The organism is Flavobacterium ovatum (assembly GCF_040703125.1).
GTDB lineage: Bacteria > Bacteroidota > Bacteroidia > Flavobacteriales > Flavobacteriaceae > Flavobacterium > Flavobacterium ovatum.
The window spans coordinates 24088-37461 of sequence record NZ_CP160035.1; the positions used below are offsets into that span (position 1 = coordinate 24088).

Sequence of the window (13374 nt, forward strand, 5' to 3'; positions counted from 1 at the left end):
ACTCAGGCTTTTTGATATAATTAACTAATTTTAGTTATTACATAACTAACAATTTATGAGATGGCGCAAATTGAGTTAGATTGATACCCTTTACTGCTGCTTTATATTCCTCCATAGTAGGCGTTCTACCTAAGATGGTAGACAATACAACAACAGGTGTAGACGAAAGCAAAGATTCTCCTTTTTTACCTTCAGAGTCTTCGACAACTCTTCCTTGAAAAAGACGCGTAGAAGTCGCCATTACGGTATCCCCTTTTTCTGCTTTTTCTTGGTTACCCATACATAAGTTACATCCTGGACGTTCAAGGTAAAGAATATTTTCATATCCAGTACGCGCTACTCCTTTTGGAGCATTATCGTCAAATTCGAAACCAGAGTATTTTTGTAAAACTTCCCAGTCTCCTTCCGCTTTCAATTCATCTACGATATTATAAGTTGGAGGCGCAACCACAAGCGGTGCTTTAAACTCAACCTTACCATATTGCTCATCGATATTCTTCAACATTTGAGAAAGAATTTTCAAATCTCCTTTGTGAACCATACAAGATCCAACAAAACCGAGGTCTACTTTTTTCACTCCTCCGTAAAAAGAAAGTGGTCTAATAGTATCGTGTGTGTATCTTTTAGAAACATCTGCATTATTCACATCTGGATCTGCAATCATTGGCTCTTCAACCAAGTCAAGATCAATTTCAACTTCGGCATAATACTTCGCATTTGCGTCTGGAGTCAAAGCTGGTTTTTCACCAGATCTAATGTCTGCGATTCTTTTATCAGCGATAGCAATCAATCCTTTAAGAACTTGTTTCGCATTATCCATACCTTTATCAATCATGATCTGGATTCTTCTCTTAGCGATCATTAATGATTCGATCAAAGTTTCATCCTCAGAGATACAGATAGAAGCTTTTGCTTTCATCTCTGCAGTCCAGTCTGTAAAAGTAAATGCTTGATCAGCAGTAAGGGTACCTAAGTGAACCTCAATGATTCTTCCTTGGAACACATTCTCGCCACCAAATTGTTTCAACATTTGAGATTGAGTAGCATGAACCACATCACGGAAATCCATGTAAGATTTCATATCTCCTTTGAACGTAACTTTTACTGATTCTGGAATTGGCATTGAAGCTTCACCAGTAGCAAGAGCAAGAGCAACTGTTCCTGAATCTGCCCCAAAAGCAACCCCTTTTGACATTCTTGTATGAGAGTCACCACCAATAATGATAGCCCACTCATCAACAGTAATATCATTAAGTACTTTATGAATAACATCAGTCATTGCAAGATATTCTCCTTTTGGGTCACGAGCAGTAATCAAACCGAAATCGTTCATAAACTTCATCAATCTAGGGATATTTGCCTTAGATTTATTGTCCCAAACTGAAGCAGTATGACATCCTGATTGATACGCACCATCAACAATTGGTGAAATCACAGTAGCAGCCATAGACTCTAATTCCTGAGAAGTCATCAAACCAGTTGTGTCTTGGGAACCTACAATGTTTACCTCTACACGTACGTCTGAACCTGCGTGTAAAACTTTACCTGGAGTACTACCAACTGCATTTTTATTAAATATTTTTTCTACCGCTGTAAGCCCTTGTCCTTCGATAGAAACTTCTTTTGAAGGAGCAAATACGGGAACGATATCGACACCTAACGTTTTCGATGCAAAAGTTTGCAATTTTTTACCGAATACAATAGCGTATGATCCACCCGCTTTTATAAATTCCATTTTTTGAGGAGTGAACGCTTTAGAAATATCTATCAGCTCTTTCTCCCCATTATATAATTTCTTAGTTTTTGTATTTATCGTAAGAACAGTACCAGTAGCAACAGAATACGCTTCTTCTAAAACCACATCACCACTTTCATTACGAACAGCGTTTCCTTTTTCATCAAGTACTTTTACCCAGTTTTTAAGGTCAAGACCAATACCACCAGTAACATCAACAGTAGTCAAGAAAATTGGAGAAATTCCGTTTGTACCTGCTACAATTGGAGCAATATTAATGAAAGGAACATAAGGACTTGCTTTTTTCCCAGTCCAAAGTGCCACGTTGTTCACACCTGACATCCTTGAAGAACCTACACCCATAGTACCTTTTTCAGCGATCAACATCACACTTTTATCAGGATGTTGTGCTTGCAATGCTTGAATCTCGTTTTGTGCTTCAGGAGAAATCAAACATTTACCATGAAGTTCACGATCTGATCTTGAATGTGCTTGGTTTCCTGGAGAAAGTAAATCAGTTGAAATATCTCCTTCACCAGCTACATAGGTAACTACCTTAATTTCCTCTACTACTTCTTGAAGTTTTGTAAAGAATTCAGCTTTAGCATAGCTCTCTAAAATTTCTTTTGCGATTTCACTACCATTATTAAAAGCAACTTCTAAACGAGCTGTATCAGCTTCGTAAAGGAAAAATTGCATTTTAAGCACTTTAGCTGCTTCTGTTGCAATTGCAGCATCATTACCTAAAGCTAAATCAAGCAAAACCTCTATTGAAGGACCACCCTTCATGTGTGATAATAACTCAAATGCAAAAGCAGGAGTAATTTCTTTCACTACAGATTCACCTAGAATAACTTCCTTTAAAAAGGTAGCTTTCACAGCAGCTGCAGGAGTCGTACCTGGAACAATATTATAAATAAAGAATTTAAGAGAATCTTCGCGGTCTGCGTTATCTAAATCTTTAATTTGTGCAATGATTTCGCTTAGCAATTCAGCGCCATCAATCGGCTTTGGATTAAGTCCCTGACCTTTTCGTTCTTCGATCTCGTTAAGATAATCGTTATAAATGTTCATAATAGAAGTCTTTTCAATGTTAAAGGCTAATTTTTTTTGATTATTTCAAAATCAAAAGCCATAATATCTAGCTGTTTTTATTTATTTGTGTCGCAAATTTAGTTATTTAAGATGATATTTAAAAAAAATTAATTAATGTGATTTTTTCACCTCAAAAATATTGCAAAATAAAAGATTTGAGTGTGTAAAATTATCAAATAAACACCAATTGAAGGATATTCTTGAAAAATCAATAATCAGAGTTCTTTTTTCTAACAAAGTAGAAATAGAATGTTACATGAAAAGACAAATCACCTTCTGAATTCTAATTAAAACATACCAAAAACCGAACAATAACAAATTAAACTAACTTTTCAATAATCATTTCTTCTGTAATTCCCTCTGCATCGGCTTTATAATTCTTGATAATACGGTGACGTAAAATCCCAACAGCAACTGCTTTGACATCTTCAATATCTGGAGAAAATTTACCATGAAAAGCAGCATGAGTTTTAGCCGCTAAAATTAAATTTTGAGAAGCACGTGGCCCAGCTCCCCAATCTAAATAAGTATTTACATACTCTGTTGCCAATGAACTTTTGGGTCTCGTTTTACCAACTAAAGTTACAGCATACTCAATCACATTGTCTGCCACAGGAATACGGCGAATTAAATGTTGAAAATCAATTATCTCTTGCGAACTGAACAAAGGACTAATTTCATTAACAACATCGGAAGTTGTTCTTTTCACCACTTCAACTTCTTCTTGAAATGAAGGATATTCAAGCTTTACGGCAAACATAAAACGATCTAACTGCGCCTCTGGCAAAGGATAAGTCCCTTCTTGCTCAATTGGGTTTTGTGTTGCTAATACGAAATAAGGCAAAGCCAATTTATAATTATGACCTGCAATAGTAACAGAACGTTCCTGCATAGCCTCTAACAAAGCTGCCTGAGTTTTAGGTGGCGTTCTATTAATTTCGTCTGCTAATACGATATTCGAGAATACAGGTCCTTTTATAAATTTGAACTGTCTATTTTCATCTAATATTTCACTCCCTAAAATATCTGAAGGCATCAAATCCGGCGTAAATTGAATTCGTTTAAAATCCAATCCTAATGCACGAGAAAGTGTATTTACCATCAATGTTTTTGCCAAACCAGGAACCCCCACTAGTAAAGCGTGACCACCTGAGAAAATACAAATCAAAATTTGATCCACTACTTCATCTTGTCCTACAATTACTTTTGCGATTTCTTGTTTAAGTTCATTTCGTTTCTGAACCAAATTGTGTATAGCAGCTACATCAGACATTTTCAAATATATTTTAAATTAAAAAAGAGTTAGAATTACTAAAACATAAAACTAACTCTTTTTACTTATTCTGAAAAATTATTTTTTCACCCAATTGTTTGTAAACTCACAATCTCTATACTCTACTAGTATCTTGACGTACGTTTCTTTTATCTTTTCATCAAACCATTTCCCAATAGCCTTGATTTGCTTTTCTTTCAATGCTAAATCCTTTACCTTGATATAATCTTTAGCATAATCCGCAACGTGCTCGTTTATTCTATTGGTTACAGTTATAATTTTGTATTTTTTCTTTCCTTGTTTTTCTTCATCAACAATTGGTAATGAAATCTCATTGTCTTTTAAACTTGAAACTTGACCATACAAAGCAGGATCCATCTTTGTCAATTCAAAACGAGTATCTTGTGTTTGTGGATTAATTAAAGTACCTCCATTAGCTCTAGTTTCTTTTTCATCAGAGGTCGATCTTGCTGCATCTGCAAAAGTAATTTCTTTGTCTATTATTCTTTTTCTAATTAAAGTTATTTTTTCTTTAGCTTCATTTAATGACTCCTGAGTCACTGTTGGCGCTAATAAAATATGGCGTAATTCTAGTTCTTGACCTTTAATCTTTTCTACATATATAATATGGAATCCAAATTCCGTTTCAAAAGGAGCTGAAATCTCTCCTTCATGCAAAGCAAATGCAATGTCTTTAAATTCCTTGACAAAAGGCGTTTTTCTAGTCATTTTATAAAAGCCACCACTCGATCTTGATCCTGGGTCTTGAGAATATAATACTGCCTTGGTAGCAAAACTCGACTCCCCTGATTGTATTTCTTTTCTGAACTCGTTTAGTTTATCGATTACTTTTTGTTTATCTGCTTCAGATACTTTTGGCGTTATAACAATTTGCGCCACTTCCATCTCAGCTCCAAAAAGAGGTAATTCGTCTTTTGGTATTTTTTTGAAAAAATTACGAACTTCTTCTGGAGTAATTTCCACGGCGTCTACAATTTTCTTTTGCATTTCTGAAGTCAATTTATTCTCCTTCAAAATATCAAAGAAATAGGTTTTAAAGTCTTCTACTGACTCTTTTTTATAATAGGCAACTACTTTCTCAATAGAACCTATTTGTTCTACCATGTAGTTCAAACGTTCTTCCATCATTCCCTTCACCTCTGCATCTGTAACCTTTATACTATCTTGAATGGCTTGGTGTGCGTATAGTTTATCTTCTAATAGTTTACCCAGCATCTGACATCTGGTGATATCTTTAATTGAATTTCCTTGGCTAGACAACTCTAAGAATGTCTTATCGATATCTGAATCTAAAATAATATAATCCCCTACAGTAGCAATAATACCGTCAATTTTATATCTTCCAAGTGCTACAGGTGCTTTCGCTACAACAGCTTCTGTCTCTTTAATGATTTCTTGTGCGCTAGTATCGAAACTTGCAAACAACATTACAAAAAACAACAAGAGAGCTTTACTATTTATAAACTTCATTCTAATGATTTTAATTTGGTATATTTTAATTATTATAATTTGGATCCCCCTCTTGTTTGCCTCTTAAACTCTCAACACAAAAAGACTTCCTTTACTAATGCGCCCAAATATAAGGTATAACTATCAGTAAATAAAAATTCCACAATTTGATTTGTGAAATATAAACGAACAAAAATAACAATTCATACCTATATAACAAGTTTACCTACTACTATTAACAAAATATTATCGAGCGATTTACAACGCTATTGTTTTTAGACTGAAATAAGTCATTGAAAGCAATAAATATTCTAGCTAGCCGTGATGGTAGTGGCATCCTCTTGTGGAGCCAAAGCGGAACAAGAGATACAACGGACAGCAGGAGCAATCTTGATTGAAAACACAAAATGATCCGCTCCTAAAAAAAGCAATAAAACAGGCGAAATAAAAGAATGGAGCATTTTTTTCAAATCGCATTTATAAATAGTACTTTTGCAATCCATTTACATGAAATATGAGCTTTTTAGAAGAAATACAAAAAAGAAGAACTTTTGGAATTATATCGCATCCTGATGCTGGTAAGACAACATTGACAGAAAAGCTATTGCTTTTTGGAGGTGCTATTCAAGAGGCGGGTGCTGTGAAAAATAATAAAATCAAAAAAGGAGCTACGAGTGACTTTATGGAAATTGAGCGTCAGAGAGGAATCTCGGTATCAACTTCTGTATTGGCATTTAACTACCAAAATAAAAAAATCAACATTCTGGATACTCCAGGGCACAAGGATTTTGCCGAAGATACTTTTCGAACGCTTACTGCGGTGGATAGTGTGATTGTGGTGATTGACGTTGCAAAAGGGGTTGAGGAACAAACGGAAAAATTAGTTTCGGTTTGTAGAATGCGAAATATTCCAATTATTGTTTTCATTAACAAAATGGACCGTGAAGGAAAAGACGCTTTTGACTTGATGGACGAAGTGGAACAAAAACTTGGTTTGACGGTTACTCCATTGAGTTTCCCTATTGGAATGGGTTACGACTTTCAAGGAATTTATAATATTTGGGAGAAAAACATCAATATATTTAGTGGTGATAACCGTAAAAATATTGAGGAAACAATTGCTTTCTCGGATGTTCAAAATCCAGAATTGGAGAAAATCATTGGTGAGAAACCTGCTGCAACTTTGCGTGAAGAATTAGAATTGATAGACGAGGTGTACCCTAAATTTGATCGTCAAGATTATTTAGACGGAAAACTACAACCTGTATTTTTTGGCTCTGCTTTAAATAATTTTGGTGTTCGTGAATTGTTGGATTGCTTTGTTGCGATTGCTCCATCACCAAGACCGAAAGATTCAGAAACTCGTTTGGTAGACCCCAAAGAGGAAAAATTAAGTGGTTTTGTTTTTAAAATCCATGCTAATATGGATCCTAAGCATAGAGACCGTTTAGCATTTATTAAAATTGTTTCGGGAACTTTTGAAAGAAACAAACCGTACTACCATGTAAGACAAAAGAAAAATTTAAAATTTTCTAGTCCAAATGCATTTTTTGCGGAAAAAAAAGAGATTGTTGACATTTCGTATCCAGGAGACATTGTAGGATTACATGACACAGGGAATTTTAAAATTGGTGACACTTTAACCGAAGGCGAAATTATGAGTTTTAAAGGTATACCAAGTTTCTCTCCAGAACATTTTAGATACATCAATAATGCCGATCCAATGAAAGCAAAACAGCTAGACAAAGGTGTTGACCAATTGATGGATGAAGGAGTTGCACAGTTGTTTACTTTAGAGATGAATAACCGTAAAATCATTGGAACTGTTGGTGCGTTACAATACGAGGTGATACAATACCGCCTAGAGCACGAATACGGCGCTAAATGTACGTATGAGAACTTCCCAGTTCACAAAGCATGTTGGGTAAAACCAGATGACGCTAAGAACGATGAGTTTAAGGAATTCAAACGTATCAAGCAAAAATTCTTAGCTAAAGATAAATATGGGCAATTGGTTTTCTTAGCCGATTCGGATTTTACAATTCAAATGACTCAAAATAAATATCCATCTGTAAAATTGTTTTTTACTTCGGAATTTGAATAAAACTAGTATCTATTACTACATATCTGACTCTCTTGTCAATAAAAAAGCAGACCAAATGACTAAAATCAATTGATTTTAGTCATTTTTTTTTATCGTATTTTAAAGAGTAATTTGAATTAGTATTTTACAGAAAACAACCTTGACTATTTAAGCGATTACTAAATTTATTATAAAAAACAACATACAATTAAAACATATTGAAAATAGAAATCATAACGTAACTTTTACAAAAAAATTGACGGTTAACCGCTTACTTTTGTGTTTGCTCCCGAAATATACTTCTTGTTATTTTTTGTGAAATTTGAATAAATAGCGTTTTTATAAAATAAGAAAGCCGTCTCAAATTTAGTATTGAGACGGCTTTCTTATTTTATATATTTTTAACTTAAACCATAGCGCTTTCAAAATTCACAGCTTTCTTTAAGAAGGCTTTAATCAACAAACGATTGGGAGCCAATCCTGAAGTTATGATTTGATTTCTAGTACTAGTATTGTCTTCTGTTGAAATGATAGTGTTTGGATTTTGTTTTGACCCCATAAACCATAAAACGAATTCCATATTTGAAGACTTGGAACTACTTACTTGACTTGATTTTGAAATAGGTTCAGCAACATCTGTTAGTAAATTAGCTTTTTCAGATTGGCTAAAAGCAGACATAGAAAACATAAAAACTAAAAGCACCAATATATTGCTTATGAATTTTCTTGATTTTTTCTGTTCAGTCGTAGTTGTCATTGTGTTTTTTTTTATTGAGATATAATTCAATCCTTATATCTGAGAGCAAAGCTACAGGAACAACAAGGAGATAAAAAACTTATTCGACTATCAACAAATAAACTCGTTAACACACAATATAAAGGAACATTAATGATGAATAATAAATGATTTATAATAAAAAAGACTCCTAATGGAGTCTTTCAAAATATTATGCTTGTCCAGCTGGACCAAAATTAAGTGGAATTGGAGCTTGCTCTGTGTCTTTAATTTCACCATGAGCACTTTCAAAACGGTGAATATTTTCACCTATGGCTTTTAACAATCGCTTAGCATGTTGCGGAGTCAATACAATTCTTGATTTTACTTTAGCTTTTGGAATACCTGGCATGATACTCACAAAATCTAAAACAAACTCAGAAGAAGAGTGATTGATAATCGCTAAATTGGAGTAAATACCTTCCGCGGTTTTTTCGTCCAATTCAATATTGATTTGTTCCTGTTGATCTTTCATAATGAAATGGTTTAAAATTAAAATAGAAAGACTACACGAGGTAATCTTTCTATTTTATTGAATTAATTATTTAAGGAGAAATACTTACTAGTAAATATATTCTTCTTTATTAGCCATCATGTCATTGTAATCTTCTTTAGAACCTACAATAGCATTATCATATTCTCTCATACCTGTACCTGCAGGGATTCTGTGTCCTACAATTACATTTTCTTTCAATCCTTCTAAGTAATCAATTTTACCTGCTACAGCAGCTTCGTTTAATACTTTAGTTGTTTCTTGGAAAGAAGCAGCAGAAATAAATGATTTCGTTTGAAGAGAAGCTCTAGTAATACCTTGTAAAACTGGAGTTGCAGTTGCTGTAATTACATCACGTGCTGCAACTAGGTTTTTATCATTACGTTTCAACAATGAATTCTCATCTCTCAATTGACGTGGAGTAACAATTTGACCTTCTTTTAAATTAGAAGAATCTCCTGCATCTTCAACTACTTTCATTCCGTACAATTTATCGTTTTCAACAATAAAATCTTTAGTATGAATCAATTGATCTTCTAAGAATAAAGTATCACCTGGATCTTGAACTCTTACTTTACGCATCATTTGACGAATAACTACCTCAAAGTGCTTGTCATTAATTTTCACCCCTTGTAAACGGTATACCTCTTGAATTTCATTAACCAAGTACTGTTGTACAGCAGCCGGACCTTGAATTCTTAAGATATCCTCCGGAGTAATAGCTCCGTCAGACAAAGGAATACCCGCTCTTACGAAGTCATTTTCTTGAACAAGAATTTGACTAGATAATTTAACTAAGTATTTTCTAATATCACCGAATTTAGATTCAATGACAATTTCACGATTACCTCTTTTGATTTTACCAAAAGAAACAACACCATCAATTTCAGAAACTACTGCTGGATTAGAAGGATTACGAGCCTCTAACAACTCCGTAATTCTTGGTAAACCTCCAGTAATATCCCCTGATTTAGAAGAACGACGTGGGATTTTAACCAATACTTTACCTGCTTTAATTTTCTCACCGTTGTCAACCATCAAGTGGGCTCCAACTGGTAAGTTGTAAGAACGAATCAATTCACCATCATTACCGTAAACCAATAATGTTGGAATTAATTTCTTAGCTCTAGATTCAGAAATTACTTTCTCTTGGAAACCAGTTTGCTCATCAATTTCAACCATGAACGATTGACCTTGCTCTAAATCTTCGTAAGCAATTTTACCAGTAAACTCAGAAACGATAACTCCATTATATGGATCCCATTTACAGATCGTATCTCCTTTTGCAATAGACTGACCGTCTTTTACAAAAATACTAGAACCGTAAGGAATATTATGTGTATTTAATACAATACCTGTTTTTTCGTCAACTAATTTTAATTCTGTAGAACGAGAAACTACAATATCCACTTGGTTACCGTCATTATCTTCTCCTTTTACAGTTTTCAAATCTTCAACTTCTAGTTTACCCGCAAATTTAGCAACAATACTAGATTCTTCAGATATACCTCCTGCAACCCCTCCAACGTGGAAAGTACGAAGTGTCAACTGTGTACCTGGCTCTCCAATAGACTGTGCAGCAATTACACCAACAGCCTCACCTCTTTGAGTCATTTTTCCAGTTGCTAGGTTACGACCGTAACATTTAGCACAAATACCTTTTGGCGCCTCACATACAAGAGGAGAACGAACTTCAACTCTCTCTAATGGAGAAGCTTCAATTACCTTCATAATAACCTCTGTGATTTGCTCTCCAGATTTAACTAAAACCTCATTAGTTAAAGGATTGATAACATCTTGCAATGCAACACGTCCTAAAATTCTTTCTCCTAATGATTCAACGATTTCTTCATTCTTTTTTAATGCTGAAACTTCAACACCTCTAAGAGTCCCACAATCTTCGATATTAACAATAACATCTTGAGAAACATCATGCAATCTACGAGTTAAGTATCCAGCATCTGCCGTTTTCAAAGCCGTATCCGCAAGTCCTTTACGAGCACCGTGAGTAGAAATAAAGTATTCAAGAATCGAAAGTCCTTCCTTAAAGTTGGAAAGAATCGGGTTTTCAATAATCTCACCACCACCAGCAGTCGATTTTTTAGGCTTAGCCATCAAACCACGCATACCAGTTAACTGACGAATTTGTTCTTTAGATCCCCTTGCTCCAGAGTCAAGCATCATATACACCGAGTTGAAACCTTGTTGGTCTTCTCTAATGTTTTTCATTGCTAATTCTGTCAATTGAGCATTTGCAGAAGTCCATACATCAATAACTTGGTTGTAACGCTCGTTATTGGTAATAAGACCCATGTTATAATTTGCAGAGATGCCTTCAACTTGCTCTCTAGCATCTGCAATCAATTTTGGTTTTTGTTCTGGAATTCTAATATCACCTAAAGAGAATGATAATCCACCTCGGAAGGCAAATTTATACCCCATATCTTTCATATTATCCAAAAAGGCAGCCGTTTCAGGAACACTTGTTGAATTTAATACGTGACCAATAATATCTCTAAGATTTTTCTTAGTCAATACATCATTAATATATCCAGCTGCTTGTGGTACTACTTCATTAAATAATACACGACCCGCAGTTGTTTGTATAATTTGATATACTAATTCTCCAGCGTCATTAAAATCTTTTGCTCTAATTTTCACACGAGCATTCAATTCTAATCTTCCTTCGTTAAATGCAATATTTACCTCTTCTGCAGAATAGAAAGTAAGGCCTTCACCTAAAATTTTCTTTTCTGGAGTAGATAATCGTTCTTTGGTCATATAATAAAGACCCAATACCATGTCCTGAGAAGGTACCGTGATAGGCGCTCCATTAGCAGGGTTCAAAATATTGTGAGAAGCCAACATTAACAATTGTGCTTCAAGGATTGCTTCTGGTCCTAATGGCAAGTGAACTGCCATTTGATCCCCATCAAAATCCGCATTAAAGGCCGTACATACTAATGGGTGTAATTGGATTGCTTTTCCTTCAATTAATTTTGGTTGAAAAGCTTGAATACCCAATCTGTGCAAAGTAGGAGCACGATTCAGTAATACTGGATGTCCTTTAATTACATTTTCTAAAATATCCCAAACTACAGGCTCTTTTTTGTCTATTATTTTCTTAGCAGATTTAACTGTTTTTACAATACCTCTTTCGATTAATTTACGAATCACAAAAGGCTTGTATAATTCAGCTGCCATATCTTTAGGCAATCCGCATTCGAACAATTTCAATTCAGGTCCAACAACAATTACCGAACGAGCAGAATAATCCACACGTTTTCCAAGTAAGTTTTGACGGAAACGTCCTTGCTTACCTTTTAGGGAATCAGATAATGATTTTAATGGTCTGTTAGATTCTGTTTTTACTGCAGAAGCTTTACGAGTGTTATCAAATAATGAATCAACAGATTCTTGCAACATACGTTTTTCGTTTCTCAAGATTACTTCAGGAGCTTTAATCTCCATTAATCTTTTCAAACGGTTATTACGAATAATTACACGACGGTATAAGTCATTTAAATCTGATGTAGCAAAACGACCTCCATCAAGTGGCACAAGTGGACGTAATTCTGGTGGAATAACTGGAACCACTTTCATAATCATCCATTCTGGACGGTTTTCACGGTTTAAGTTAGACTCACGGAAAGATTCTACAACTTGTAATCTCTTAAGAGCTTCCGTTTTACGTTGTTTAGATGTTTCGTTATTAGCATTATGTCTTAATTGGTAAGACAATTGATCTAAGTCAATACGTGCTAATAAATCCATAATACACTCTGCTCCCATTTTGGCAACAAATTTATTTGGATCAAAATCATCTAAATATTGATTATCTTGAGGAAGAGTATCTAAAATATTCAAATATTCTTCTTCAGTAAGGAAATCTAATCTTTTAACAGATTCACCTTCCGCGTTTTTAGCAATACCTGCTTGAATTACTACATATCTTTCGTAGTATATGATCATATCCAATTTCTTAGATGGCAATCCAAGAATATAACCAATTTTATTAGGAAGTGAACGGAAATACCAGATATGAGCAATAGGCACAACAAGGTTGATGTGTCCAACTCTATCTCTACGTACTTTTTTCTCAGTTACTTCAACACCACAACGGTCACAGATGATCCCTTTGTAACGTATTCTTTTATATTTCCCACAAGCACATTCGAAATCCTTTACAGGACCAAATATTCTTTCACAAAAAAGACCGTCACGCTCTGGTTTGTGCGTACGGTAGTTAATAGTTTCTGGTTTTAAAACCTCACCTCTTGACTCTTTCAAGATAGATTCAGGAGAAGCAAGACCAATTGATATTTTACTGAATCTTTTTATAGGATTCTTATCTTTATTATTGTTGTTATTTCTATTATTCATCATAGTTTTTACTACTGATTTAATTGCAATTGAAAAATTGATTTGTACAGACGTTACACTGCAACGT

8 protein-coding genes are annotated in these 13374 nt (G+C 34.4%); 1 reads left to right on the forward strand and 7 read right to left on the reverse strand.

What is annotated here, in order from left to right; translation table 11 throughout:
- Window positions 1-37: 37 nt before the first annotated feature.
- From ABZP37_RS00100 to ABZP37_RS00115, 4 genes are all read right to left on the reverse strand, one after another.
- Complete coding sequence (locus tag ABZP37_RS00100; protein WP_366184634.1) at window positions 38-2809, reverse strand: bifunctional aconitate hydratase 2/2-methylisocitrate dehydratase; 2772 nt, start codon at window positions 2807-2809, stop codon at window positions 38-40.
- 340 nt (window positions 2810-3149) lie between these two features.
- On the reverse strand, window positions 3150-4103 hold the full coding sequence (locus ABZP37_RS00105) for a MoxR family ATPase (protein WP_366184636.1): 954 nt from the start codon (window positions 4101-4103) through the stop codon (window positions 3150-3152).
- A 78-nt stretch (window positions 4104-4181) separates the two neighbouring features.
- Window positions 4182-5594: a peptidylprolyl isomerase gene (locus ABZP37_RS00110; protein ID WP_366184637.1), complete on the reverse strand. Its 1413-nt coding sequence runs from the start codon at window positions 5592-5594 to the stop codon at window positions 4182-4184.
- A 290-nt stretch (window positions 5595-5884) separates the two neighbouring features.
- On the reverse strand, window positions 5885-6034 hold the full coding sequence (locus ABZP37_RS00115; protein ID WP_366184639.1) for a hypothetical protein: 150 nt from the start codon (window positions 6032-6034) through the stop codon (window positions 5885-5887).
- A 53-nt stretch (window positions 6035-6087) separates the two neighbouring features.
- On the opposite strand from ABZP37_RS00115, the gene ABZP37_RS00120 reads away from it, so the two are divergent.
- Window positions 6088-7677, forward strand: a complete 1590-nt coding sequence (locus ABZP37_RS00120; RefSeq protein ID WP_366184640.1) for a peptide chain release factor 3 — start codon at window positions 6088-6090, stop codon at window positions 7675-7677.
- A 385-nt stretch (window positions 7678-8062) separates the two neighbouring features.
- Here ABZP37_RS00120 and ABZP37_RS00125 read toward each other — a convergent pair whose 3' ends face one another.
- From ABZP37_RS00125 to rpoC, 3 genes are all read right to left on the reverse strand, one after another.
- Window positions 8063-8413, reverse strand: coding sequence for a hypothetical protein (locus tag ABZP37_RS00125; RefSeq protein ID WP_366184642.1), 351 nt, complete (start codon window positions 8411-8413; stop codon window positions 8063-8065).
- 190 nt (window positions 8414-8603) lie between these two features.
- Complete coding sequence (locus tag ABZP37_RS00130) at window positions 8604-8906, reverse strand: DUF3467 domain-containing protein (protein WP_366184644.1); 303 nt, start codon at window positions 8904-8906, stop codon at window positions 8604-8606.
- 87 nt (window positions 8907-8993) lie between these two features.
- Window positions 8994-13310 carry a DNA-directed RNA polymerase subunit beta' gene (gene rpoC, locus ABZP37_RS00135; protein ID WP_366184646.1) on the reverse strand — a complete coding sequence of 1439 codons (4317 nt, stop codon included), beginning with the start codon at window positions 13308-13310 and terminating at the stop codon, window positions 8994-8996.
- Window positions 13311-13374 lie beyond the last annotated feature (64 nt).